The following is a 25,932-nucleotide window of genomic DNA, read 5'->3' as shown; positions in this document are numbered from 1 at the left end:
GGCTTTAGCGCCGCGCCGCCGCGACGCGGGCGATGCTCGCCAGCTCCTGCGCCAAGAGCAGTTCGGCCACCTGGCTGTTCGACAGCAGCAAGCGGTGCAGCTGGGTGAGGCGCGGTACAAGCCGTTCGAGCTTGCCGCCGCTCCACTGCTGCAACTGCTGGCCGATCTCGCGCCGTTCCTTGAAGAAGACCCGCTCATTTTCGAGAAAGCGCGCGATGTCCTCGCCCGGGCGCAGCTTCGCACTTAACGAGGCAAGCTGCGCCGCCCGCCGCTCCAGCGCCAGCGCCACACCCACCGGATTGATCGACAGATCGCGCATCCGCCGCACTTCGCCCGGCAGCTTGCGCAGATCACCAGAGAGCGCGACATTGACCAGGGCGGCAAAGCCGTCCTCCTCAGTGCTCGCGCAGATCGCCTCGTAGCTCGCCACATCTGCGCTCTTGGGCGAGGTGTGCGAGGCATCGAGATAAAGCGCCAGCTTCTCGACCTCCGCACCGGCCAGCCGGATATCGAGATTGACCGAGCGCGCGATGCGTTCCGCCAGATCCCCGCCAAGGCGCACCCCTGCGGCATCGGCCAGCGCACGTACGTCGATGATCATGTCCTTGAGGTCGCGCGGATAGAACACGCCGACCATGGCATCGTCACGCTTGAGCAGCAGCTTGGCCGAACGCGACTTGTCGGTGGCCCCGCTCGCGACAATGAACACCGGCCAGGCCTGATCGGCCTCGCCCCGGTCCTTCAGATCAAGGAAGGTTTTCAGCGCATCGTGCGCATCCTCGCCATTCACGCGAACATAGAGGTGCCGCCTGTCACCGAACAGCGAGGTGGAACGTGCCTCGTCGACCAGACGAACCGGATCTGTGCGCAGCTCCGGCCCGCTCAGTTCATAACGTTCTCCCGGATCGGGCAGAGCGGCGATGAGCTTGGCGGCGGCTGCCGTAGCCCCGGCCTCGTCCGGCCCGCACAGAAAATAGAGACGGCAGCAATCGCCGGCCCGCTGGGCGGCCCGAAAAATGTCGCGCTGGGTCGCCTTCACCGCTGCTCGCGCAGGGTGCGCGCCAGCCTGACCTGAATTTGCCCGGCGACATCCTGCGCCAGGTTTTCCATCGCGGTCTGCTCGGCGGCGATGGTGGCGAATTCTGAGGAAACCACATCGATGCCCGCATCGGACCCGGCCGTCGCATCGACGATAATCGCGCCCGTAGCCAGTTCCACCAGCTGATAGCGGGCCCGTAGCGACAGCCGTTCGCGCCCGATGGTGTCGTCGGTCAGCAGGCCAAGGCCCTCCAACTCCTGATCGAGCACGACATCGAGCCGATAGCGCGGTGCGCCCTCCACGCCTGCTTCGCCGAACCGGTCGTTCAGCGCATTGCGCACCAGCCAGCCCTCGCGCCCCGGAATGGGCGCCACCTCGATAGCGCCCAGCCCCTGCGCCACCGCGCCAGAAGCGCCGCCCGAATAGAGCGGCTGCAACCCGCAGGCGGAAAGGCTCGCCAGCAGCAACAGAGGAGCGATCATTCTCATGCGACGATGTTCACCAGTCGGTCGGGCACCACGATCACCTTGCGAATTTCCGCGCCATCGATGGCACGTTGCACCTTTTCGCTGGCGAGCGCCATGGCTTCCAGCGTCTCTTTCGAGGCGCCCTTGGGCGCGGTGAGCGTATCGCGCAGCTTGCCCTTCACCTGCACCGCGATGGTGACCTCGTCCTCCACCAGCAGCGCCGGATCGACCTCGGGCCAGGCGGCCTCGGCAATCAGACCCTTCTGGCCGAGCGCTTCCCAGCCCTCTTCGGCAAGGTGCGGCATCATCGGCGAAACCAGCGCCAACAGCGCGTGAATAGCCGCGTTGCGGTCAGCGGACGGAGCGGCTTTCTCGGTCGCGCCGGTCAGCTCGTAAATGCGGGCGACGGCCTTGTTGAAGGCCAGTGCCTCGATGTCCTCGGCCACGGCCGCAACGGTCTGGTGCGTGCGGCGGGCCAGCGCCCTATCCACGCCCTCAGCGCTCTCGTCGAGTTGGCCGAACAGGCGCCACAGGCGCTGCACGAAGCGGCCGCAGCCCTCGATCCCGGCTTCGGACCACGGCAGATCGCGCTCGGGCGGGCTGTCCGACAGCATGAACCAGCGCACCGCGTCGGCGCCGTACTGGGCGATGATGTCCTCGGGGTCGACGACGTTCTTCTTCGACTTGGACATCTTGATGACCTTGCCGATCTCGACCGGCTGGCCATCGGCCTTGAGCGAGGCCCCCTCGCCGCTGCGGTCGATCTCCGCCGGGCTGAAGAACACATCGCGCGGGCCTTCCTTGCGCGAGTAGGTCTCGTGCGTGACCATCCCTTGCGTGAACAGCGAAGCGAACGGCTCCTTCACGTCAAGCAGCCCGACATGGGCCAGCGCGCGAGTCCAGAAGCGAGCGTAGAGCAGGTGCAAAATTGCGTGCTCGATACCGCCGATATATTGCTGCACCGGCATCCACTGCGCGACTTCGGCCTTGTCGAAGGCCTTATCGGCAGGCTGGCTGGCGAAGCGCAGGAAATACCACGAGGAGTTGACGAAGGTGTCGAGCGTATCGGTCTCGCGCCGGGCCGCTGCGCCGCACTTGGGGCAGTCGACATGCTTCCACGTGGGGTGGCGTTCGAGCGGGTTGCCGGGAATCGAGAAATCGACATCCTCGGGCAGCGTTACTGGAAGCTGATCCTGCGGAACCGGCACCACACCGCAGGCTTCGCAGTGGATGAACGGGATCGGCGTGCCCCAATAGCGCTGGCGCGACACGCCCCAGTCGCGCAGGCGCCACACCGTCTTGCCCTCGCCCCAGCCGCCGTCTTCGGCGCGAGCGATGATCGCGGCCTTGGCCTCTTCCACGCTCATGCCGTCAAGGAAATCGGAGTGGACAAGCACACCGTCGCCCGTTTCCGCCTCGCGCAGCGGCACCTCCGCATCGCCCGGATTGGCGGCGATCACGCGGATGATCGGCAAGCCGTACTTGGTCGCAAACTCGAAGTCGCGCTGGTCGTGACCCGGCACCGCCATCACCGCACCGGTGCCGTAGTCCATCAGCACGAAGTTGGCGATGAAGACCGGCAGATCGGCCCCGGTGAACGGGTGCTTTGCCGTGATGCCGGTGTCGAAGCCCAGCTTTTCCGCCGTCTCCAGTTCAGCGGCGGTCGTGCCGCCCTCCCGGCACTTCTCGATAAAGGCCTGCGCTTCCGGATTGCCCTCGGCCACGCCTTGCGCGATCGGGTGATCGGCGGCGACCGCGACAAAACTTGCGCCAAAGATGGTGTCAGGCCGGGTCGAATAGACCTCCACCGTGCCGCCATCGGAAAGATCGAATCGGAACTGCAGGCCCTGGCTCTTGCCGATCCAGTTTTCCTGCATCGTGCGGACCTTCTGCGGCCAGCCATCGAGCGTATCGAGGCCTTCGAGCAGATCGTCGGCGAACTGGGTGATCTTGAGGAACCACTGGTTAAGCTTGCGCTTCTCCACCAGCGCACCCGAGCGCCAGCCGCGCCCGTCCACCACCTGTTCGTTGGCAAGCACGGTCATATCGACCGGGTCCCAGTTCACCGCCGATTCGCGGCGATAGACCAGGCCCGCCTCGTACAGCGCGAGGAACAGCGCCTGTTCGTGGCCGTAATAAGTCGGATCGCAGGTGGCGATCTCGCGGCTCCAGTCGAGCGCGAAGCCGAGCTGCTTGAGCTGCCGCTTCATCGTTTCGATGTTGTCGTAGGTCCAGCCTGCCGGATGGACACCCTTTTCCATTGCCGCGTTCTCGGCCGGCATCCCGAAGGCGTCCCAGCCCATCGGATGCAGCACCTCGCGCCCGCGCATCTTGTGATAGCGCGCCAGCACGTCGCCCATCGTATAGTTGCGCACGTGGCCGATGTGGATGCGCCCCGAGGGATAGGGGAACATCTCGAGGATGAAGCTCTTCGGCTTGGCGCTGGTGCTGTCGGCTTCGAAGCAGCGCGCTTCGGCCCACGCCTGCTGCCAGCGCGAATCGGCTTGGCCAGGATTGAACCTGGTTGCGAATCGGGAATCAGTCATACCGGCCCCCTAGGCCAGATCAGCCGATGGCGGAACGCCGGAGATCGCGCGCCTTGGTGAGGATGATGTCCTCGAGCTGCTGCACGGTGGCAGCCTGCACCGGCGCTTCGATCCACGTGCTATCGCGCAGCACCTGGCGGCTGGCGGCGACACGCAGGGCATCGGCGCGCAGATCCTGATCGAGGATCGTCACCGAAAGCTTCATCCGCTCCTGAGGATTGTCGGGATTGGCATACCAGTCGGTCACGATCACGCCGCCGGCGCTGTCGGCCTGGGTCAGCGGCATGAACGACAGCGTTTCAAGGCTGGCGCGCCAGAGGTAGGAGTTGACGCCGATCGAAGTGACCTGCGAGGCGGCGAGGTCTGCCCGCAAACGCTCGTCGTTGCCGCCGCCGCAAGCGGCCAGTGCGGCAACCCCTGCGCCCAGCAGCAGCACACGAGCAAATCGGCCAGCACAGTCAGTCGAAAAAGCCATTGGCGTTCCTGTCAGCAAATCCATGTTTCGCCCCGCTATAACGGGATCCTTCGCGCGGCAAGGCCGGTGCGAAGCGCGGCGCACTTGCGGCGACTAGCCGTGAACCACGGCTGAATCAAACCGGCGATTGTGGATCGCGTGCAACACCTTATCCACAACCCGACATGAAAGGAGCTTATTCGTGGCCATATCGCCGTCATCTGCGTATCACATATAAGCAATAGGCGAAGACTCGTGAGTTCCCGCATGTCGGGCTTAAGAGACTAGCCATTTCGGCCCGATAAGTTAGGTTGGGCCTAGTGAATTGAGGAAGCATGATGTCCAGGGGGTTTTCCAGATTGGCACCGAAACTGGCGCTCGGCGTCGGCGCCGTGCTGCTGGCTGCTGCCCTGCCCAGCTCGGTGGTCGCCATCGGCCTTATCGGCAACGATTCGACCTATTCGGAAGCGGGCCCCTCTGTTTCGTTCACCCCGGCCTCTGCCGATCCGCGCATCGCCCGCATCGTGGCCGAACGCGCTGGTGGCAAGGCGCCGCTCATGCGCTTCACACCTGCCAATTCGGCCAGTGACGGTTCGGGCCGCGCGGTCACCGTGGCGGTGCGGGTGGATCAACGCGTTGCGCAGATTCTCTCCGGGCGCACTTCGGTCGATAGCGGCCGCGATGGTGGGGCCGATGGCAACCTGCGTCTGGCTTCCTCGCGCTACAATCTGGGCCTTTCGCGTGGCTACAGCAGCTTCGCCCAAGCGCCTGCGCAGGTGAGCAATCTCGCCGCCAATCTTTCCTCGGCCGAAGTGCCCGATCTCGCCGAGTTCGAGCCGAGCGCCGGTGCTGCCGAGAAGCCAAGCCGGTTTGCCGCCCGAATCGAGCTTGAAGAAGAAGCGCCCGCAGGCCGTCCCGCCAATGCTGCCGATCAGCTTGGCGACCGGATGCTCGACGTTGGCGGCAGCTACAGCCTGACCCGCAACCTCAACGTCACCGCCGGCGTGCGCTATCAGCAGGAACGCGATCTGCGTCCGCTGCCCGATGTGCGGCAGCAGGATAGCCAGGCCGTTTACATCGGCACCCAGTTCCGGTTCTGATCAAACCCGCGCAAAAGCACGGGTTTTCCTTTACCTAAGCGCGTCGCTTTGCCATGATTCTCCTTGTCTTTTGTGGAGAGAATCATGGCTCGTGTTGCAATAGTTACTGGCGGAACCCGCGGCATTGGCCGCGCCATTTGCGAAGCCCTTAAAGACGATGGCTTTACCGTGGCTGCGAACTACGCAGGGAACGACGAGAAGGCCAAGGCCTTCTCCGAAGAAACCGGCATTCCCGTGTTCAAATTCGACGTTGGCGACCATGCCGCGGCGCTCGCCGGGTGCGAACAGATCGCCAGCGAAGTCGGCCCGATCGATGTCGTGGTCAACAATGCCGGCATCACGCGCGATGGCACGCTGATGAAGATGAGCTTCGAGGACTGGAACGATGTGATGCGCATCAACCTCGGTGGCTGCTTCAACATGGCTAAGGCCACCTTTTCCGGGATGAAGGACCGCGGTTGGGGCCGAGTGGTCAACATCGGCTCGATCAACGGGCAGGCCGGGCAATATGGCCAGGTCAACTATGCCGCCGCCAAGAGCGGCATTCACGGTTTCACCAAGGCGTTGGCACAAGAAGGCGCGCGCTTCGGGATTACCGTCAACGCCATCGCGCCCGGCTATATCGATACCGACATGGTCGCTGCCGTGCCGGAGAACGTGCTGGAAAAGATCGTCGCCCGGATTCCGGTCGGCCGTCTTGGCCATGCCGAGGAAATCGCGCGCGGCGTGAGCTTCCTGGCTTCGGAAGATGGCGCTTTCGTCACTGGGTCGACGCTGTCGATCAACGGTGGGCAGCACATGTACTAACACGGCGCCGCCCATCCGTGCTGAGCGGGTGGGCGCGCTTCATTCCATGACGATGCCGACCACGTGCCATGCATCGTCCTCGCGAACCAGCGTCATGGTCTCGACCAGGCCGGCGCGATTGGCAAAGTCTGTGCGGAACTTCACGCTGGCATAGCGTTCGGGCGTGGGCGGGAAATCGACCGAAATCAACTCACGCGAAAGCACCCTGCCAAGCGGCGGGCGCACCGCGCTCGCCGTATCGGTCCAGTGCTGCAAGGTGTTAAGGTGACGGAATGAGGTTGAAGTGGCTGCATAGGCCGTGGCCCAGTCGCCCGCGTCCGAAAGCTCAAGCCAACGGCGTGCTGAACTCGCGACCTCGCGTTCGCTTTGGGATGCTGCAACAGACCCTTCGGTCGTATCCGTAACACCCGTCGGCTGCAGGGCGGCGAAAAGCGTGGCAAGCAAGAGAGACATGGCAACAATTCCTCCGATCACACGGGGGCGGACCATCCGCACCCCGGAGCCGAACATCGGCTGCTGCCCGGTCTGGTCGCGATCCTTAGAATCTGCTGCCCTGATTCTCTTGTGACCAAGAAATTCGTGGTTACCGCCTTCGGCTGCGAACACCAGCCGCGCCGCTTCCTTGCTGCTCGTAACCGCCAGTTTGCGACGGGCATTGCGCAGGCGCTCATTAACGGTGTGAACCGATAGCTCTAACGAAACCGCCATCGACTTGGCATCATGCCCCTGCAGAATCAGGCGCAGAACCTCTTTTTCCTTGTGCGTGAGTTTCTCGTAGCCAGAGGGCATTTATCACCAAGCTCTGCGGATCGATGCCCTCGCTCTAAGTCGCCTGCCAAACGCCAGCCACCCCAAAAAAATCGTAGGGATAGAAAGGCAAGTCGCTTACTCTGCCGGCTTATGGATGCGCCCTATCACCCCCCTATCAAGCGTTCGGTCGAGATCGCAGGGCACAAGACGTCGATCAGCCTCGAACCCCTGTTCTGGGAATTGCTGCAAAAGGCCGCGGAGCGCGAGCGTCTACCGCTCAACGCATTAGTGGCACGAATTGATGCCGAGCGAATCGACGCCGATCATGCACCAGGGTTGGCCACAGCACTGCGACTGTGGCTTGTCGCCGACCTCGCGACGCGTTTGGATCAGTAATTCGCGGGCGGGTCGCTTGCCGGAAAGCTCTGGTCGCTTTCCTCGTCCACTTCGCTCCATTTCCGGTTGGGCTTGTCCGCCATCGAGGACGGCCCCGAATCGCGCACTTGGGCGAAGTTATCGCCACCCGCTTGCCCAGGAGCAAAGGCCGCATGTTCCTTCGCGCGCATCTTCTCGAAAAAGCGGTATCCGATTGCGCCTGCGGCGGCCAGAGCCGCCAACCTTATCAATGCCATGAGACTTTCCTCCAATTACCCAACCAATGCACGGGAGCGAGAAAAGTTCACCACTGACTGCTAATCTGTCCAAGTGTTGCACTGCGATGACGAACGGCCTTGACCACCCTGCCTGGGCCATTCATCACTTGGGCATGAGCAAACCCAAAGCGATCCGCAAAGCTGTGTTCCCGGTTGCCGGGCTCGGCACTCGTTTCCTTCCCGCCACCAAGGCGATTCCGAAGGAATTGCTGCCCATCGTTGACCGGCCGCTGATCCAGTACGCCGTCGACGAGGCTCGCGAGGCGGGGATCGAGCAGATGATCTTCGTCACCGGTCGCGGCAAGACCGCCATCGTCGAGCATTTCGACAAGGCGTTCGAGCTGGAAACCACCATGCAGGAGCGCGGCAAGGATATGTCGGTGCTCGACCCGACCCGCGCAACGCCGGGCGATATCATCACCGTGCGCCAGCAGGTACCGATGGGCCTGGGCCATGCCATCTGGTGCGCCCGCGCCATCGTGGGTGACGAGCCCTTCGCCATCCTGCTGCCCGACGAGATGATGGTCGGCCAGCCGGGCTGCATGGCGCAGATGGTCGAGGCCTATAACGAAGTGGGCGGAAACCTTATTTCGGTGCTCGAAGTGCCGCATGAAGATGTCTCTTCCTACGGCGTGATCGATCCGGGCGCGAGCAGCGGCGCGCTGACCGAGGTGAAGGGTCTTGTCGAGAAGCCACCGGTGGCCGATGCGCCCTCGAACAAGATCATTTCCGGCCGCTATATCCTCCAGCCGGAGGTGATGCGCACGCTCGAAACGCAGGGCAAGGGGGCGGGCGGCGAGATTCAGCTGACCGACGCGATGGCACGCATGATTGGAACCCAGCCATTCCACGCCGTTACCTTCGCCGGCCGCCGGTTCGACTGCGGCAGCAAGCTCGGCTTCGTCGAGGCAACGCTGGCGCTGGCGCTGGAACGCGAAGACATGGGCGATGAGGTTCGCGCCATGGCGGAGCGTCTGTTGGCCGAGTAGGCCTCCTTCGCGGCATAAGCCCAAAGCAAAAGGGCGGCAATCTCGCGATTGCCGCCCTTTTGCTTGGCGTTGCGTTTAAGCGCTGCGGATCATTCCGGGCCGCCGCGCGCAGCCAGCGGGCTATCGTCGATCGCGAGTTCCGCGGTCATATAGGGGACCGGGTTGACCGCTTCACCGCTCACGCGGACTTCATAGTGCAGGTGCGGGCCAGTCGAACGGCCGGTCGAACCGACATAGCCGATCAGGTCGCCTTTTTGGACGTTGTCGCCCGGGTTGACCACATAGCTCGAAAGGTGCGCATAGCGGGTCTGCATGGCGCCGCCGTGCTCGATCTGGACGTAATTGCCATAGGAACTGAACGGCTGGGCCATGCCCACGAGGCCATCGGCAGTAGCATAGACCGGGGTGCCGGTCGGCGCGGCGAGGTCAACGCCTTTGTGGCCGCGGCGCTGGCGCAGGATCGGGTGATTGCGCATGCCATAACCGCTGGTCAGCACGGCATTTTCGAGCGGCATCCGCGAAGGAACCGAGATGGCAATGTTGGGGCCGGCCATTACGTCACCCGACTGGGTAACCCGGCCGCCCGTCTCGAGCGTCTGCCAGTTGGCGAACAATTCGCTGAATTCGGTATCGACACCGCCCGAAGCGGTGGAAGCGCTGGCCGAAGCCGCAACGCCGACGGCGGTTTCATTGGCAAGGGCCGGAGCTGAGGACAGGCCAGACAGCGCCGCGAGTGCGATTGCAAATTTCGAGAGCATACGATCCCTTCTGCTCTTTATTGGGGCCAGCCTTCCGACCGTTCCCGCAATTCCCAAAGCGACGATGTGTTCGCGCTTTTTCCGTCGGGAACCAATAGAGCGGTCAAAGGTTAATCAGGCAATCGCAGTATAATATTCTCGCGGCAGACCGGCAGCTTGACGCGCTGAGTCGTTAAATGGCGGCTTTAAGCGCGCGCCAAATCGTTCCCGAACCAGCTTTTGCCAATGATTCTCCGGCACAAAACCGGCGTTTTCGCATAGCCGCTCGAAATGGCTTGCGCCCGCTGCGACATGGCGGATCTCGTCGTCAAGCACCCGCGCAAGGATCTTCGTGCCGCGCTCGTCGCCCTGCGCTTTCACGCGTTCCAGCGTCGCCGGAGTAACGTCGAGCGCGCGCGCCTCAAGCACCATCGGCACAATAGCGAGCCGCGCCAGCACATCGTCAGCCGTATCAGTGGCCGCCTGCCACAAACCGCCGTGGACCGGCAGGTCGCCGTAACGCGCGCCCATTTGCGCCAGGTGCCGCTCGATGATGGCAAAGTGCATCGCCTCGTCCGCTGCCACGCGCAGAAAATCGGCGACAAAACGCTCATCCTGCTGCGCTCCGAATCGGCCCACCATGTCGAGTGCTAGGTCGATGGCGACGAATTCGATATGTGCGAGCGAATGCCAAAGGGCGATCCGGTTGCGCTCCGAACCGCCGCGCCCGCGTTTGGGCATTTGCGAGGGCGGCAACACCTCCAAACCTTCGGGCCATTCGGGGTGATCGGGCATGGCGACCGAAAAGCGGGTCGGCAGGCGCCCCAATCGCCAGTCGCGCACCAGCTTGCGCGTCGCCATGACTTTCGCGCGCGCGTCACCGGTTAGCAGCGCGGCGCGGATCGCCTGCGACAGATCGACCTCGGCGGTAATGGTTACAGCTCCTGCGCGGCGGCCAGCACTTCGGCGGCGTGGCCCTTCACCTTCACCTTGCGCCAGACGCGGGCGATCTTACCCTCGGCGTCGACCAGATAAGTGGTCCGCTCCATGCCCATATACTGCCGGCCATACATGCTTTTCTCGACCCAGATACCGAGCGCGTCGGCAAGGCCATCGCGTTCGGGATCGGTGGCGAGCGGGGCCTTCAGATCGTGCTTGGCGATGAAGTTCTGGTGCTTCCTGGCCGAATCCTTGCTTATGCCGAGCAGCCTGGTGCCTGCCGCCGCGAAGTCCTCTGCCAGCGCGGAGAAGTCGATGTTCTCGGTGGTGCAACCGGGCGTGTTGTCCTTGGGATAGAAGAACAGCACCAGTTTCTCGCCCTTGAAGTCCGACACCTTTACAGAACCGCCCTCGGGCGTTTCCAGCGCAATGTCGGGGACACTATCGCCGATATCGGGTCTGTCGCTCATCATTCGATCTCCAGTTTCTCGTCAAACACTTCGGCCCATTGCGCGGCGATGGCCTGCCGCGAGGCGATGATTGCGCGGCGCAGCGCGGGCAAGTCATCCGCCCCGCACGCCCGCGCCAGCACAGCGCTGGCTGGCGGCGTAGACTCGTTGCTGCCCGGCGCGAGCAACCTTGCGGCGACCAACACACGCGTCAGCGCGAGGTGATGCTCGGCATAATCGGGCGGCAGGTGGTCTGCTGCCACCAGTTCGCCAATCGCGCTTTCCAGCGCAGGCACGAAGCCCAGCCCGTGGCGCAATTGCAGGTAGTGAATCAGGAACTCGCTATCCATCAGCCCGCCGCGCATCAACTTCACATCGAGATCGCCGCGCGGCGGCTTGTGGGTGGCGACATCGCCGCGCATTTTCAGCACGTCGGCGCGCAGCGTCTCCGGGTCGCGCGGGGCGAGCAACACTTCGCGGATCGCCTGCTGCAGGTGCTCCTTCCCCTCGGCGCTGCCAAAGATCGGCCGCGCGCGGGCGAGCGCCATGTGCTCCCAGGTCCAGGCCTCGCTCGCCTGATAGCGCGCGAAGCTCTCGACACTCACAGCCAGCGGCCCATTGCGGCCCTGCGGACGCAGCCGCGTGTCGATTTCGTAAAGCGCGCCCTCGGCGGTCGGCACCGACAGCGCGGCGGTGACGCGGGTCGCCAGCCGGTTGAAATAGAGCGAAGTCGAGAGCGGACGGCGCCCGTCCGATTCCTCGCCGATGTCGCCCGTAAACAGGTACACCACGTCAAGGTCGGACGCATGGGTGAGAGCCCCGCCGCCCAGTCGCCCGAGGCCGAGAATGATCAGCTCGCTGTCCGCGATCTTCCCGTGGACCTGCTCGAACTCTTCGATGGCAGCCTCGGCCCCGGTGCGCACCGCTCCTTCGGCCACGCGGCACAGCCCCTCGGCAATGGCGAGCGGATCGTGGCGGCAGTCGATTAGTTGCACCCCGAGCGCGAACCGCTCTTCTCCCACCACCTGACGAATCCGGCCGAGCCGCGTTTCGTAATCAGGCTCCTCGCACTGGCGCATGGCCTCGGCGAGATCATCGACGCTGCCGGGCAAGTCGAGCGCGCTGGCATCGATCAAGGCGTCAAGCAATTCGGGCCGCCGCGCCAGTTCGTCGGCGAGCGGCTGAGTAAGCGTCAGCACGCGCAGCACGGTGTCGAGCAAGCCGGGGCGCTGTTCGAACAGGCGGAACAGGTTGATCGCGGTGGGCAAGCGTTCGAGCAAGGTCTCCCACCGTGCCATGGCACGCGCCGGGTCGGGCGCTTCGGCCAGTGCTTCGAGCAGACGCGGGCGAATCACCGCGAAGGCTTGTTGCGCCCCGGCGCTGCGCATCACCCGCAGGCTGCCCGTCCAGTGTGCGACACGTGCATCGAAATCGGCGCGGAACTGCGCCGGCACGGCGACGCCCCCGGAGGAACCGTCGTCGCCCTCGCTGAGCAGTCCGTCGTAATGCTCACCCACCCGCGCACAGATCGCGCGCAACTCCTCAAGCAACGCCGCGCCATCCTCCAGGCCATCGAGCCGCGCGACATTGTCGAGCGCCTCGCCACCGCCGGGCAGTTCGTGGGTCTGCCGGTCCTCGACCATTTGCAGCCGGTGCTCGACCACGCGCAGCCGATCATAGGCCTCGCCCAGTTCCTGCGCCGTCTGCGCCGTGATGATCCCCTCGCCCGCCAGTGCATCGAGCGCCGCGCGCGTGCCGCGCAGCCGCAGCGAGGGCAGGCGCCCGCCATAGATAAGCTGGTGGGTCTGGGCGAAAAACTCGACCTCGCGAATGCCGCCGCGCCCGCGCTTCACGTCGAACCCGGCTCCGGGCTCGCGCGGGCCGGGATAGGCCTCGCGGATGCGCGCGGTGAGGCGGCGGATTTCCTCGATCGCGGTAAAGTCGAGACTGCGCCGCCAGACGAACGGGCGCACCTCCTCCAGAAAGTGCTCGCCCGCCGCGATGTCTCCGGCAGCCGCGCGGGCGCGGATATAGGCCGCGCGCTCCCACGCCAGCGCCGAGCTTTCGTAATGCGAAAGCGCGGTGGGAAAGGAGATCGCCAGCGGGCTGACCTCGGCGGCCGGGCGCAGCCGCAGATCGACCCGCATCACGTAGCCCTCGCCGGTGTGCGACGAAAGCAACTCGACCAGCTGGCGCGAATAGCGCTGCGCCGCCTCGCCCGGATCGTCGCGCTCGCGACGCGGCAGGGTTGCGGGATCGTAAAGCAGGATCGGGTCGATGTCGGAGCTGTAGTTCAGCTCGCCCGCGCCCTGTTTGCCCAGCGCCAGCGCGGTGAATCCTGCGAACTCCGCATCGGGGCAACGCCGCGCCACCACCGCGCGCATGGCCCGGTCAAGCGCGCTATCGGCAAAGCCGGTCAGTTCGCTCAGCACCTGATCAAGCGGGAAAGCTCCTGCCAGATCGCCAATCGCCAGCACCAGCGCATGGGATAGCCGCTCGATCCGCAGCGCTTCGCCGATATCCTCAACTCGCTCGCCCGAGCGGCGCGCTGCCGCTAGCGCCTCTTCGCCGCGCCCCTCGGCCAGCAGTTCGGCCAGTTCGGGCCGACGGCGCAGCGCTAGCGCGAGAAATGGAGCATGCGCCTGTGCGCGGGCGAGTGCGGATTGCCAGTCGGCGGTCATGCCTGCCTCCTGCCTTGTGCCGCACGCGTGGGCAAGTGTTGCAAGCTTGCGATAGGGCTGCGGCGGTGCCAATGCTCGCGCGATGAAAAATTTCGGACGAAACCATATGCTCACCCGCACGCTCGCTCCGCTTTGCGCTTTGGCGCTGTCCACCCTGGCCTCGGCGCAGGAGACCCCGCCGGTCCCGGTCGACACACTCAAGGAGGTCACGCGCGTTCTCGCGTCCGACGAATTCGAGGGCCGCGCCCCCGGCACGCCGGGTGAGGAAAAGACCATCGCCTATCTGGAGGAGCAGTTCGCCGCCGCCGGGCTTGAGCCGGGCAACAACGGCAGCTGGGTGCAGGAAGTGCCGCTGGTGGAAATCACCGCGCAGAACATCAACCCGCTCATCATCGCGGGCACCAAATATGCCTTCGGCGACCATTGGGTCGGCGTGACCTACCGCGAGCAGGACCACGTGGCGCTCGACGATAGCGAGATCGTATTCGTCGGTTTCGGCATTAACGCGCCCGAGCGCGGCTGGAACGATTATGCCGGCATCGACATGCACGGCAAGACCGCGCTGATCCTCGTGAACGACGCGGACTATGCCGCCGAGACCATGGAAGGCCCCTTCAACGGCCGGGCGATGACTTACTATGGCCGCTGGACCTACAAGTTCGAGGAAGCCGCGCGGCAGGGCGCGGCGGGCGCGATCATCGTCCATGCCGACTTCCCCGCCGCCTATGGCTGGAACGTGGTCGAATCGAGCTGGTCCGGCCCGCAGGTCTATGCCGCCCGCAACGACGGCGGGATGAGCCAGACGCTGGTCAACGGCTGGGTCACGCACGAGGTGGCCGAGCAGATCGCCAGCGCGGCGGGCATGGACCTTGCGCAGATGGAGCAGGCCGCCACACAGCCCGGCTTCACGGCGGTTCCGCTCGGCATCACCGCCAGCACCAAGTTCGACAACGACATTCGCCGGTTCGCCTCGGCCAATGTGGTGGGCGTGCTTCCTGGCTCCGAAGGGCCCGATGAATATGTGCTCCACACCGCGCACTGGGATCACCTCGGTCGCTGCACCCCCGCGCCCGATGGCGATGACATCTGCAACGGTGCGGTCGACAACGCCACCGGCACCGCCGCGCTGGTCGCCCTTGCGAAGATGCACCACGAGGCCGGGGCGCCCGCACGCTCGCTCGCCTTCGTGGCGGTGACCGCCGAGGAATCGGGCCTGCTCGGCTCGGAATACTATGGCGCCAACCCGGTGTTCCCGCTCAGCCAGACGGTGGGCGGGGTGAATATGGACGCTCTCTATGTGCTCGGCCCGGCGCGCGATGTGGTCGCCATCGGCGGCGGCAAGAGCGAACTCGATGCGACGCTCGAACGCGCGGTGGAGGCGCAGGGCCGCACGATCACCGCCGATCCCAACCCGCAGGCCGGATACTACTACCGCTCGGATCACTTCAGCCTCGCCAAGCGCGGCGTGCCGATGCTTTATGTGAAGAGCGGCGAAGACCTGTTCGACGGCGGCTTCGAAGCGGGCGAGGCAGGCCATGCCGACTACACCGCCAACCACTATCACGGCCCCAAGGACGAGTACGATCCCAACTGGGACTGGAGCGGCGTGGCGCAGGATGTCGGGCTTTACTACGCAATTGGCCGCGAGATGGCCGAGAGCGCGGACTGGCCGAACTGGGTCGAGGGCGACGAATTCCGCGCCACGCGCGATGCCAGCTGCGCAGCCGGCGAGGGGTGCTGAAACAGTGAGCCAGACGATGCCGCCCGAATGGGCCGAGCAGGAGTGGATCTGGATCGGCTTTCCCGCCGCCGCCGACCTGTGGGAGGATGACCTCGCCCCCGCGCAGGCGCAGGTTGCCGCCTTCGCCAATGCCATTGCGGAAAGCGGCCAGCAGGTTCGCCTGGTGGTGCGAGACGACGAAAGCGAAGCCGCCGCGCGCGCGCTGGCCCATGCTTCGGTGGTCTTCGAGCGTCACCCCTATGGCGACATCTGGATTCGCGACACCGGCCCGCTGATCGTCCGCACCGATGCGGGCGAGCGGCTGGCACAGGGCTTCGGCTTTAACGGATGGGGCGAGAAATATCTGCTCGAGGGCGATCAGGAGACAGGCGCCTCGCTCGCCAAGGCGGGCGGTTTTGCCTATCGTAAGGCGGGCTGGGTGCTGGAGGGTGGCTCGGTCGATCCTGATGGCACCGGCCTTGTGGTGACGACCGAACAGTGCCTGCTCAACCCGAACCGCAACCCCGACCTGTCGCGCGAGGAGATCGCCAAGCATCTCGCGGCAGAATTGGGCTTCGAGCGCATCCTGTGGCTCGGTGACGGACTGCTGGGCGACCACACCGATGGCCATGTCGACAACCTCGCGCGCTTCGTCGCGCCGGGGGAGATCGCCATTCCCGTCGCCACCAGCGACGATGATCCGAATGCCGCCGTCTATGACGATGCGGCGCGCAGGGCCGCCGACTTCGGCCTCACCGTCCACCGCATTCCCTCTGCCGGGCTTTACGGCGAGGAGGATGCCGAACCGGCGAGCTACATGAACTTCGTCATCGCCAACAACTTGGTGGTCGTGCCGGTCTACGGCTGCGCCAACGATGCGGCGGCGGTTGAGGCGATTGGAAAGCTGTTTCCCGGGCGCAAGGCGGTGGGCCTGAGGGCCGACGCGGTGCTGACCGGTGGCGGCTCGTTCCACTGTTGCAGCCAGCACGTGCCTGTCGGCTAGGCAGGCGCTTTAACACTTTGTTTACCGGACAGCGCGCATACTCGCGAGTATGAGTGCTTCTGTCACCCGTGCCCGCGAGATCGTCGCTAACCCTGCCGAAGTGCTGCGCTTTGCCGTCGTGACAGCCTGCGCGCTGGCGCTGATTGCCGCCGGGCAGGCCCTGCCCTTCTAACGCGTGCTTTTCTAAAGCAGCTTGAGAAGTGCAGCTACGGCGGCCGCTGCCAGCACCACGCCCACGACAATCCGCCATAGCTTGTCGCTGACCTTGCCGAAGGCGAGACTGCCCAGCCAGTTGCCGAACACGACGAGCGGGAACAGCGCCAGGCCCAGCAGCACGATCCGCCATTCGAGCACTCCCAGCGTTGCGCCCGAAGCAACACCCGTCATGGCGGCAACGCCGAACACGCCCACCATCGATGCCTTGGCCGTGCGGCGCGGTATATCGCGACCGACGTAATAGGGCACCACCGGCGGCCCCGGCATGGCTGCAAAACCTGTCAGGATGCCCGCCGCCACGCCGGTAAGGCCCGTGGCAAGGTGCCCCGGCTGATCGGCTCCCCGGCGCGGCAGCAGCACGGCGAAGAAGGCCGACAGCGCCACCAACGCAATCAGCAGCCGGGCGAGCGCAGGCGGCAGTGCACCGAGCAGAGCCAGCCCGGGCAAGGTCGTCAGCAGCACCAGCACGCTGATCGTAAGTGCCGACCGTTCCGCTTCGCGCAGGACAAACCGGATCTCGCTCAAGGCGAGCAGTCCGGCCATGATGTTCAGCGCCAGCACCGCCTCTACCGGCGTGAGCGCAAGCGCGAGGATCGGCACCAGCAGAATGCCGAAGCCAAAGCCCGTCAGCCCGCGGATGAAAGCCGCCCCCAGCGTCGCCGCCACCGCCACGGCGATCTGCAGCGCGCTGAAACCGGCGATCAGATCGGTGCCCATGCTAGCCCGCAAGCCCAGCGCGCGCGGCGCTCGCGCTACCGATCAAGTCAGGTCCGGCGGGCTGGCCGCACCCGCAATCAGCGCCACAGCCTCGTCGAGCGAAAGCACCTGCTGGTCCTTCTCGCCGAGGATGCGCAGCGCCACCTTGCCCTCCTCCGCTTCGCGCATGCCGAGCACGAGCAGATAGGGCACCTTGGCGAGGCTGTGCTCGCGCACCTTGTAGTTGATCTTCTCGTTGCGATAGTCGCTCTCGCAGCGGATGCCCGCCGCCTTGAGCTTAGCCATCACCTCTTCGCCATAAGGATCGGCGTCGGAAACAATCGTTGCCACCACCGCCTGCACCGGCGCGAGCCATGCCGGCAGGCGACCCGCAAAGTGCTCGATCAGGATGCCGATAAAGCGCTCATAGCTGCCGAAGATGGCGCGGTGGAGCATGACCGGGCGATGCCGCCCGCCGTCCTCGCCGATATAGCTTGCATCCAGCCGCTCGGGCAGGACGCGGTCGGACTGGATCGTGCCGACCTGCCAAGTGCGGCCGATCGCATCGGTCAGGTGCCATTCGAGCTTGGGCGCATAGAACGCGCCCTCGCCGGGCAGTTCTTCCCATTCAAGGCCATTGGCGCTCAGCGCGTCGCGCAGTTCCTGCTCGGCCTTGTCCCAGTCGGCATCAGAGCCGAACCGCTGCTCGGGCCGCAGCGCCAGCTTGATGTCATAGGTGAAGCCGAAATCGCGATAGACCTCATCGGCCAGCGCGATGAAGGCCTGCACTTCTTCCACCACCTGGCTTTCGGTGCAGAAGATGTGCGCGTCGTCCTGCGTGAACTGGCGCACGCGCATCAGTCCGTGAAGCGCGCCGTGCGGCTCGTTGCGATGGCAGCAGCCCATTTCGCCCAGCCGGATCGGCAGGTCGCGGTAGGAGGTGATGCCCTGTTTGAACACCAGCACATGCGCCGGGCAGTTCATCGGCTTGAGCGCCATCCAGTCGGCTTCGCCCGAGATGACGGGGCCGTCTTCTTCGGTGTTGGGCACCTCGTCGGGGATCACGAACATGTTTTCGCGATACTTGCCCCAGTGGCCCGATTGCTCCCACTGGCGGGCGTCCATCACCTGCGGGGTCTTGATCTCGCGATAGCCCGCGCCGTCCATCTTGCGGCGCATATAGCTCTCCAGCTCGCGCCAGATGCGATAGCCCTTGGGGTGCCAAAACACCGAGCCGTGCGCCTCTTCCTGCAGGTGGAACAGGTCCATCTCACGGCCCAGCTTGCGGTGGTCGCGCTTGGCGGCCTCTTCCAGCCGCGTGAGGTGGGCGTTCAATTGCTTCTTGGTCAGCCAGCCGGTGCCATAAATGCGCGTGAGCTGCGCGTTCTTCTGGTCGCCGCGCCAGTAGGCACCCGCAACGCGCATCAGTTTGAAGGCGTCGGGGTCGAGCTTGCCCGTCGACGGCAGATGGGGCCCACGGCACATGTCGAGCCAGTCCTCGCCACTCTTGTAGACGGTCAGCTCCTCGCCCTCGGGCAGTTCGTTCGCCCATTCGGCCTTGAAGGTCTCGCCATCGGCCTGCCACTTGTCGATCAGCTGCTGGCGGCTCCAGACCTCGCGCGTAAGCGGCTTGTTGGCACGGATGATCTCGCGCATCTTTTCCTCGATGGCCGGAAGGTCGTCCATCGAGAACGGGGCGCGGCTGTCGGGCGCCTTCACGTCGTAATAAAAGCCGTCGTCGGTGGCGGGGCCGAAGGTGATCTGAGTGCCCGGCCACAGCGCCTGCACCGCCTCTGCCAGCACGTGGGCGTAGTCATGCCGCGCCAGCTCAAGCGCCTCTTCCTCGTCGCGGCTGGTGACCAGCGCCAGCTCGGCGTCGCCTTCGAAAGGGCGGGTGAGGTCGCGCAGCTCGCCATTCACGCGCGCGGCCAGCGCCGCCTTGGCCAGGCCCGGCCCGATGTCCGCCGCCACATCGGCCGGAGTCGAGCCCGGCGCCATCTCGCGAACGGAACCATCGGGAAGGGAAATCTTGAAGTGATTGCTCATGATACCAGATATCTGTCGATTGCCTGCGCGCGCCATGGCACAAGGCGCGGCGCGCTGAAAGGTTTTAGCGCGTAGCTAGCGGCGCCAATGGAGAGGATTGCCGAATGGAACTGGCCGAACAACGCTGCGACTTTCACCTAGTCGACGGGCGCAAGATCGCTTTTCGCCATGTAGCGGGGACCGGCCCGACCACCGTTTTCCTGCCCGGCTACATGTCCGATATGGACGGCTCCAAGGCCACCGCCATCTTTGACTGGGCCGCCAGTGAAGGCCGCGCCTGCCTCTTGCTCGACTATTCGGGCTGCGGACGCAGCGAGGGCACCTTCGGCGAAGGCACGCTGACACGCTGGAAAGACGAGGTGCTCGCACTCATCGATGCACGCGTGGAAGGTCCGGTGCTGCTCGTCGGCTCGTCGATGGGCGGCTGGCTGATGCTGCTGGTCGGCATGGCGCTGGGAGATCGCCTGCATGCGATGATCGGCATCGCACCCGCGCCCGACTTCACCTCCTGGGGCTATGATCGGGAACAGAAGGCCGCTCTGGCCGCTGGTCAGACGGTGTTCGAAGATAATCCCTACGGCCCCGTGCCCACCCCCACCCATCCCGGCTTCTGGCAGGATGCGCAGCTGCAGCGGATGCTGATCCGCGAGGTTCCGCTCACCTGCCCGGTGCGTCTGCTCCACGGGCAGGAGGATGACGAGGTGCCGTCCGACATTTCCGTGCTGCTGATGCGCGCGCTCGCTTCAGACGATGTGCAAGGCGTGCTGGTGAAAGGCGGCGATCATCGCCTGTCGCGCCCGCAGGACATAACCTTGCTGCAACGCACGCTGGAGAGCCTGCTATGACCGCTTTTTCCGTTCTCGATCTTGTTACTGTGCGCGAGGGCAGCGATGTTTCGCAAGCACTCGCCGATGCCGCCGAACTGGCGCAGACCGCCGAGGCGAACGGCTACAAGCGTTTCTGGGTGGCCGAGCACCATGGCTCGCCCGGTATCGCCGGGGGTGCCACTTCGGTAGTGCTCTCGCATATCGGCCATGCGACAAGTACGATTCGCATCGGCTCTGGCGGGGTGATGCTGCCCAACCACAACCCTTTCGTGATCGCCGAGCAGTTCGGCACGCTCGACGCGCTGTTTCCGGGGCGGATCGACCTCGGTCTGGGCCGTGCGCCCGGTGCGGGGCAAGTGCTCGGCCAGGCGCTGCGCAAGGATCTGCACCGCGCGGCGGAATATTTCCCGCAGGATGTGGTGGAACTGCGCGCGCTGCTTACCGGCGATGTCGACCTGCCGATCAAGGCCACCCCCGGCCTCGGCGCGAAGGTGGAGATGTGGATGCTGGGCTCGAGCCTGTTCGGCGCGCAGCTCGCCGCGCAATTGGGTATGCCCTATGCCTTCGCCAGCCATTTTGCGCCCGCGCACCTCGATGCCGCGCTGGAGGCTTACCGCAGCCAGTTCCGCCCCTCGGAGTATCTCGACAAGCCGCATGTCATGGCTGCCATGACGATGATCGCGGCCGAGACCGATCACGAGGCTGAAACGCTGGCGAGTAGCCACGAACAGGCCTTCGTGCGCCTGCGCAGCGGCGATCCGGGCCGCCTGCCGCCGCCGATCCCGGAATATCGCGCAACTCTGCCGATGCAGGCTCAGGCGATGCTCGAAAGCCTCTCGACCGCCGCCGCCGTGGGCTCCCCACGCACCGTGGCCGATAAGATCGAGCGCTTCATCGACCGCACCAAGGCCGACGAGATCGTCTTCTCCGGCGCGACTTACGACCCGGCGGCCCGCCGCCACTCGCTCGAACTGGTGATGGAACGCATCGCCGCCTGACCTCAAGGCACCAATGCTGCGCTCCGGCGCAAGGAGACTACCCCCAATGGCCACCACCAAGCCTTCCCGCACAAGCTCCGCCGCCAGCGACCTGACCGAGCAGGAACGCGCCTTTGCCGAAGTGCTCAAGCGCCGCATTACCGGCAGCTTCCTTCCCGGTGAGGCTGGCCTGGAAGGCGAAGCGCTCGACGAGGCCGCAGCCTTCGTGCTCACCACGGCCCGCCAGCGCGAGGACGGCAAGCCCGCCATCCGCATGAGCAGCGAGGCCGGGGAGCGCCGCTTCCTGCGCATCGCGGTGGTCAACAAGGACGTGCCCTTCCTCGTCGATTCGATTGCTGCCGCCATGTCGGCGCGCAACATGCCGATCGACCTGCTGATCCACCCGATCCTGCCCGTGCGCCGCGAGAGCGGATCGCTGGTCGACGTGCCCGAGGGCGCGGGCACCGGCGAGAAACGCGAATCGTGGATCTATATCGAAACCGCGCGGGTCGATGCGCGCGAACGCAAGGCGCTGGAAGAGGCGCTCGAAACCGCGATCCTCGACGTGCGCGCTGCCGTGGCCGACTGGCCCGCGATGCAGGCGCGCATCCAGCAGGATGCCGACCTCGTGCCCGATGGCGAAGGCGCGGCCTTGCTGCGCTGGCTGGGCGACGGGATGATGACCCAGCTTGGCCACCTGGTGCGCCAGCGCGATGGCGGGATCGACAACCCGCTCGGCATTTTCCGCCGCCCCGGCGACCCGGTTGTGGCGGACGGCACCTTCTCGCGCGCCTTTGCCTGGTTCGATGGCGAAAATGGCGCCCCGGGCCGCGCCCCGCTGGTGATCAAGGCCAACCGCCTTTCGCGCGTGCATCGCACTGTGCCGCTCGACCTGTTTATCGTGCCGCTTTACGAGGATGGCCGGGTGGCCGCGCTGTCGGTTCATGCAGGCCTGTGGACCAGCGCCGCGTTGTCCTCCCCGCCCGAAAAGGTGCCCGTCCTGCGCCGCCAGTTCGCGACGTTGATGGAGCGGCTCGATTTCTCCCCGCAGAGCCACGATTACAAGGGGCTCGTCCACGCGCTGACCGTGCTGCCGCACGACCTCGTCATCAGCTTTTCGGATGACGATCTCGTCCGCGTGGTCGCCGCGATGATTGCGCTGGGCGAACGGCCGCGCCCGCGCGCTACGCTGGTCACCGCGCCGCTGGGTCGCCACCTGTTCGCCTTCGTGTGGCTGCCGCGCGATCTGCTTTCGACCTCGGTGCGAAAAGAGATTCAGAGCCTGGTCGAAAGCGAGACCGGCGCCCGCACGCTCGACTGGAGCCTGATGGTCGAAGGCGGCAACCTCGCCTTGCTGCGCTATGTGCTCGATTTCCGCGGGCAGGAGCAGAAGCCCGACGCCGAAGCGCTCGACCGCGCGGTGCAGACCTTGCTGCGCGGCTGGCTCGACGCGGTGGAAGATGCGCTGAGCGATACCGATCAACAAACTCATGCTGCCTCGCTCGCCATGCGCTATGCCAATGCCCTGCCGACCGGCTATCGCACACGCTATGGCCCCGCCGAGGCGGCGCAGGACATCATTCGGCTGCGCGCGCTTGACGACGAGAACGCGCCCGAGCGCGGGGTCCGTCTCTATTGCGCCACGGAGGACTGTGCCGGGCCGCTGCGGCTCAAGATCTACCAGCATTCCGGCTCGATGCCGCTGTCGGACGCGGTCCCGGCGCTGGAGAACTTCGGCTTCCGCGTACTGTCCGAAGTGCCGACCGAACTGGCCGTCGAGGATGGCGGCACGATCCACGATTTCGGCCTCGCGGTGGAGCCGGGCGTCGATCCCTCCAGCCTGCTCAAGCGTGCGGCCATTATCGAGGAAGCGATCGGCCACGTCATCAACGGCGCGGCAGAGAACGACGTGTTCAACCGGCTCGTCATCAGCGCAGGGCTCGACGCGCAAGACACCGAATGGCTGCGCGCGTTCTACCGCTATCTGCGGCAAGCCAATATCGCCTTCACGATCCACACAGTGGTCGAGGCGCTGGCTGGCGCACCCGCCGTCACGCGCGGGCTGATCGACCTGTTTACCGCCTCCCACGACCCAGCCTGCAACAGCAGCCGGACCGAGGCCAGGGACAAGGCCGAGGATGCGATCCGCGCCGGCCTTGCCGAAGTCTCGGCGATCAACGACGACCGTGTGCTGCGGCTGTACTGGAACACGATCAAGGCGATCCTGCGCACCAACGTTTTCGCTCCGGCGGGGCGCGAGGCACTGGCGTTCAAGTTCGATTCCTCGCTCGTTCCGGGCCTGCCCAAGCCCGTGCCGTGGCGCGAGATTTTCGTCTATTCGCGCCGGGTGGAGGGCATTCACCTGCGCGCTGGCCCGGTGGCGCGCGGCGGCCTCAGGTGGTCCGACCGGCGCGACGACTTCCGCACCGAGGTGCTCGGCCTGATGAAGGCGCAGAAGACCAAGAACGCGGTGATCGTGCCGACCGGGGCCAAGGGCGGCTTCTATCCAAAACAGCTCCCCAACCCCGCGCTCGACCGCGATGCGTGGTTCGCCGAGGGCAAGGAAAGCTATAAGCTGTTCATCCGCACGCTGCTCTCGCTCACCGACAATCTGGTCGAGGGCAAGGTGGTCCACCCGGCAGGGGTGGTGATTCACGACGGCGAAGATCCCTATTTCGTGGTCGCCGCCGACAAGGGCACCGCGACCTTCTCCGACACCGCCAATGCCATCGCCATCGAGCACGACTTCTGGCTCGGCGACGCTTTCGCCAGCGGCGGCTCGAACGGTTATGACCACAAGGCCATGGGCATCACCGCACGCGGGGCATGGGTTTCCGTCCAGCGGCACTTCCGCGAAATGGGTGTGGATGTGCAGGAAGAACCGGTGCGCGTGGTCGGCGTGGGCGACATGTCGGGCGACGTGTTCGGCAACGGGATGCTGCTGTCGAAGGCAATCAAGCTGGTGGCCGCCTTCGACCACCGCCACATCTTCATCGACCCCGATCCCGATCCGGCCCAAAGCTGGGCGGAGCGCAAGCGCCTGTTCGAGCTGCCCCGTTCGAGCTGGGAGGACTACGCCAGCGACCTCATCAGCAAGGGCGGCGGCGTGTTCCCGCGCACTCTGAAACGCATCGAGTTAACGCCCGAGGCGCGCGCCGCGCTGGGCATTTCCGATGAGGAACTCGATCCCGAAAGCCTGATGAGCGCGATCCTCAAGTCGCCCAACGACCTGCTGTGGTTCGGAGGCATCGGCACCTATGTGAAGGCGGCCGAGGAGAGCAACGCCGAGGTCGGCGATCCGGCCAACGACGGTCTGCGCATCGATGCTGAGAACCTGCGCGTGAAGGTGATCGGCGAAGGTGCCAATCTCGGCATCACTCAGGCAGGGCGCATCGCCTTCGGACTGAATGACGGGCGCATCAACACCGACTTCATCGACAATTCGGCAGGCGTCGATTGTTCGGACAACGAGGTCAACATCAAGATCGCGCTCAGCGCCGCGCGCAAGGCGGGCGACCTCACAGAGGAAAACCGCAACGCGCTGCTCAAAGAGATGACCGAGGAGGTCGCCGAACTGGTGCTGGAGGATAATCGGCTGCAAGCCCTCGCCCTGTCTATTGCCGAAAGCGGCGGCGCGCGTTCGATGGCCGCGCACGTGCGGCTGATCGAGATACTCGAAGACATTGGCGTACTCGACCGCGAGACCGAAGGGCTCGCGAGCGACGAGGAACTGGCCCGGCGTGGCAGCGATGGGCACGGCCTTACCCGGCCAGAACTCGCCGTGCTGCTGTCGAGCACGAAGATGGCGCTTCAGGATGCCGTCGAACAATCGCCGCTGGCGCAGGACGACGATGCCGATGCCCTCGTGCTGGCCGATTTCCCTAAGCTCTTGCAGGAGAAATTCCCGCAGCAACTGCTCGATCACCAGCTGCGGCGCGAAATCGTCGGTACGGTGGTGGCTAACCGGATGGTCAACCGCATGGGCCTGATCCATCCGTTCGAATTGTCCGAAGAGGAAGGCGTCGGCCTGTCGATCGTCGGCAGTGCCTTCGTGGCGGCCGCAGCGATGTTCGACATGGAAGCGCTGTGGGAAGAAATTGACGCCACGGCCATGCCCGAAGCCGCGCGGCTCGGCCTGTTCGAACAGGCCGCGAGCGCTCTGCGCGCGCATATCGCCGATGTGATCAGAGCGGCCAACGGGGCGCCCAACCCCGCCGATTTGCGCGCCCGCCTCGGCGATCTGGTGAGCCAGCTGGCCGAACACGCCGATACCCTGATCGGCGAGGAAGCTTCGGGCCATGTCAACGCGATTGCCGACGATCTCGAGGCGCTCGACGCTCCGCCCGCGTTGGCGCGCAAGGTCGCACGGCTGTTCGCGCTCGACGGGGCCATTGGCATTGCCAGCCTTGCCAATTCGTCGGGCATCGATCCGCTTGGTCTTGTTCGTGCCTTCACGCTCACGGGCTCATCGCTCGGGATCGACTGGGCGCAGGGCGAAGCCTCGGTGATGAACCCTGCCGATCCGTGGGAACGGCTGCTGGTGGCCGGCCTCGCGCGCGACTTCCAGCAGATCCGCCGCGACTTCCTCGGCCGGCTGTCGACGATCACACCGGGCTTTGCCGAAGATCCGGAAGGCGCAGTGCGACATTGGGCCGAACAGAACGAGGACCAGATCGGCCAGTTCCGCCAGACCATCGCGCGCGCGCAAGCGGTTCAGCCGGTCCGTCCGGCGGTCCTGGCGCAGGTGGCGGGCCAGGCGCGCAATCTGCTGCTCGATCAGGATCGGTCCCCGCCCGCCGCAAAGTCTTGACGCTGAGCGTGTAATCCGGGCAACAC

At 65.4% G+C, this 25,932-nt stretch carries 22 protein-coding genes; 10 read left to right on the top strand and 12 right to left on the bottom strand.

Translation table 11 applies throughout. From position 1 onward, the window contains the following. Window positions 1-4: 4 nt before the first annotated feature. Genes holA through E0473_RS09570 form a run of 4 tightly spaced genes read right to left on the bottom strand, consistent with a single transcriptional unit; the run spans window position 5 to window position 4,527 of the window. Window positions 5-1,039, bottom strand: a complete 1,035-nt coding sequence (holA, locus tag E0473_RS09585) for a DNA polymerase III subunit delta (RefSeq protein WP_137680629.1) — start codon at window positions 1,037-1,039, stop codon at window positions 5-7. Continuing rightward, window positions 1,036-1,527 (bottom strand): LPS assembly lipoprotein LptE, encoded by a 492-nt coding sequence (lptE, locus tag E0473_RS09580; RefSeq protein WP_137680628.1) that lies wholly within the window; start codon window positions 1,525-1,527, stop codon window positions 1,036-1,038. The genes holA and lptE overlap by 4 nt, the downstream gene beginning before the upstream one ends. Beyond that, on the bottom strand, window positions 1,524-4,052 hold the full coding sequence (leuS, locus tag E0473_RS09575; RefSeq protein ID WP_137680627.1) for a leucine--tRNA ligase: 2,529 nt from the start codon (window positions 4,050-4,052) through the stop codon (window positions 1,524-1,526). Before leuS ends, lptE begins: the two co-directional genes overlap by 4 nt. A 19-nt stretch (window positions 4,053-4,071) precedes the next feature. Further along, window positions 4,072-4,527, bottom strand: coding sequence for a DUF3576 domain-containing protein (locus E0473_RS09570; protein WP_137680626.1), 456 nt, complete (start codon window positions 4,525-4,527; stop codon window positions 4,072-4,074). A 338-nt stretch (window positions 4,528-4,865) separates the two neighbouring features. On the opposite strand from E0473_RS09570, the gene E0473_RS09565 reads away from it, so the two are divergent. Both E0473_RS09565 and phbB read left to right on the top strand, forming a co-directional pair. Further along, on the top strand, window positions 4,866-5,606 hold the full coding sequence (locus E0473_RS09565; protein ID WP_137680625.1) for a hypothetical protein: 741 nt from the start codon (window positions 4,866-4,868) through the stop codon (window positions 5,604-5,606). Window positions 5,607-5,690: 84 nt separating this feature from the next. Next, a complete protein-coding gene (gene phbB, locus E0473_RS09560; protein WP_137680624.1) occupies window positions 5,691-6,413 on the top strand; it encodes an acetoacetyl-CoA reductase in 723 nt (240 codons plus the stop codon). Window positions 6,414-6,452: 39 nt separating this feature from the next. Here the strand turns inward: phbB and E0473_RS09555 are convergent, their stop codons facing one another. Next, window positions 6,453-7,202 carry a helix-turn-helix domain-containing protein gene (locus E0473_RS09555; RefSeq protein ID WP_137680623.1) on the bottom strand — a complete coding sequence of 250 codons (750 nt, stop codon included), beginning with the start codon at window positions 7,200-7,202 and terminating at the stop codon, window positions 6,453-6,455. 111 nt (window positions 7,203-7,313) lie between these two features. Between E0473_RS09555 and E0473_RS09550 the strand changes: the two genes are divergently transcribed. After that, window positions 7,314-7,559, top strand: a complete 246-nt coding sequence (locus E0473_RS09550; protein ID WP_137680622.1) for a ribbon-helix-helix domain-containing protein — start codon at window positions 7,314-7,316, stop codon at window positions 7,557-7,559. Here the strand turns inward: E0473_RS09550 and E0473_RS09545 are convergent. Continuing rightward, window positions 7,553-7,795 (bottom strand): hypothetical protein, encoded by a 243-nt coding sequence (locus tag E0473_RS09545; protein ID WP_137680621.1) that lies wholly within the window; start codon window positions 7,793-7,795, stop codon window positions 7,553-7,555. The genes E0473_RS09550 and E0473_RS09545 overlap by 7 nt on opposite strands. Window positions 7,796-7,929: 134 nt before the next feature. On the opposite strand from E0473_RS09545, the gene galU reads away from it, so the two are divergent. Continuing rightward, a complete protein-coding gene (gene galU / locus E0473_RS09540; protein WP_137680620.1) occupies window positions 7,930-8,805 on the top strand; it encodes a UTP--glucose-1-phosphate uridylyltransferase GalU in 876 nt (291 codons plus the stop codon). A gap of 89 nt (window positions 8,806-8,894) precedes the next feature. On the opposite strand, the gene E0473_RS09535 is transcribed toward galU, so the two are convergent. The 4 genes from E0473_RS09535 to E0473_RS09520 form a co-directional block, all read right to left on the bottom strand. After that, a complete protein-coding gene (locus E0473_RS09535) occupies window positions 8,895-9,563 on the bottom strand; it encodes a M23 family metallopeptidase (protein WP_137680619.1) in 669 nt (222 codons plus the stop codon). Window positions 9,564-9,677: 114 nt separating this feature from the next. Continuing rightward, entirely contained in the window at window positions 9,678-10,475 is a 798-nt protein-coding gene (locus tag E0473_RS09530) for a ferritin-like domain-containing protein (RefSeq protein WP_137680618.1), read from the bottom strand. 2 nt (window positions 10,476-10,477) lie between these two features. Then, the gene (locus E0473_RS09525; RefSeq protein ID WP_137680617.1) at window positions 10,478-10,951 is read right to left on the bottom strand and encodes a peroxiredoxin; all 474 of its coding nucleotides are present in this window, start codon (window positions 10,949-10,951) and stop codon (window positions 10,478-10,480) included. After that, window positions 10,951-13,611: a [protein-PII] uridylyltransferase family protein gene (locus E0473_RS09520; RefSeq protein WP_137680616.1), complete on the bottom strand. Its 2,661-nt coding sequence runs from the start codon at window positions 13,609-13,611 to the stop codon at window positions 10,951-10,953. The genes E0473_RS09525 and E0473_RS09520 overlap by 1 nt, the downstream gene beginning before the upstream one ends. Before the next feature lie 82 nt (window positions 13,612-13,693). Here E0473_RS09520 and E0473_RS09515 point away from each other — a divergent pair, with 82 nt between their 5' ends. Genes E0473_RS09515 through E0473_RS15735 form a run of 3 tightly spaced genes read left to right on the top strand, consistent with a single transcriptional unit; the run spans window position 13,694 to window position 16,506 of the window. Then, the gene (locus tag E0473_RS09515) at window positions 13,694-15,352 is read left to right on the top strand and encodes a M28 family metallopeptidase (protein ID WP_241657426.1); all 1,659 of its coding nucleotides are present in this window, start codon (window positions 13,694-13,696) and stop codon (window positions 15,350-15,352) included. Between the two features lie 4 nt (window positions 15,353-15,356). Further along, window positions 15,357-16,334, top strand: coding sequence for an agmatine deiminase family protein (locus E0473_RS09510; protein WP_241657425.1), 978 nt, complete (start codon window positions 15,357-15,359; stop codon window positions 16,332-16,334). Between the two features lie 49 nt (window positions 16,335-16,383). Further along, a complete protein-coding gene (locus tag E0473_RS15735; protein WP_277751514.1) occupies window positions 16,384-16,506 on the top strand; it encodes a hypothetical protein in 123 nt (40 codons plus the stop codon). Between the two features lie 11 nt (window positions 16,507-16,517). On the opposite strand, the gene E0473_RS09505 is transcribed toward E0473_RS15735, so the two are convergent. After that, a complete protein-coding gene (locus tag E0473_RS09505) occupies window positions 16,518-17,267 on the bottom strand; it encodes a sulfite exporter TauE/SafE family protein (protein ID WP_137680614.1) in 750 nt (249 codons plus the stop codon). 42 nt (window positions 17,268-17,309) lie between these two features. Next, a complete protein-coding gene (thrS, locus tag E0473_RS09500) occupies window positions 17,310-19,292 on the bottom strand; it encodes a threonine--tRNA ligase (protein ID WP_137680613.1) in 1,983 nt (660 codons plus the stop codon). A gap of 104 nt (window positions 19,293-19,396) precedes the next feature. Between thrS and E0473_RS09495 the strand changes: the two genes are divergently transcribed. From E0473_RS09495 to E0473_RS09485, 3 genes are read left to right on the top strand one after another with little or no spacing between them, the layout of a single operon-like run. Next, window positions 19,397-20,137, top strand: coding sequence for an alpha/beta fold hydrolase (locus E0473_RS09495; protein ID WP_137680612.1), 741 nt, complete (start codon window positions 19,397-19,399; stop codon window positions 20,135-20,137). Continuing rightward, window positions 20,134-21,117 carry an LLM class flavin-dependent oxidoreductase gene (locus tag E0473_RS09490; RefSeq protein WP_137680611.1) on the top strand — a complete coding sequence of 328 codons (984 nt, stop codon included), beginning with the start codon at window positions 20,134-20,136 and terminating at the stop codon, window positions 21,115-21,117. Before E0473_RS09495 ends, E0473_RS09490 begins: the two co-directional genes overlap by 4 nt. 46 nt (window positions 21,118-21,163) lie before the next feature. Next, window positions 21,164-25,906, top strand: a complete 4,743-nt coding sequence (locus E0473_RS09485; RefSeq protein WP_137680610.1) for an NAD-glutamate dehydrogenase — start codon at window positions 21,164-21,166, stop codon at window positions 25,904-25,906. Window positions 25,907-25,932 lie beyond the last annotated feature (26 nt).

Origin of the sequence: Aurantiacibacter suaedae (assembly GCF_005434915.1) — a bacterium.
GTDB classification, from domain to species: domain Bacteria; phylum Pseudomonadota; class Alphaproteobacteria; order Sphingomonadales; family Sphingomonadaceae; genus Alteraurantiacibacter; species Alteraurantiacibacter suaedae.
The sequence above is the reverse complement of the archived record's forward strand: the minus strand, read 5'-3'. Positions and strand labels throughout refer to the sequence as shown.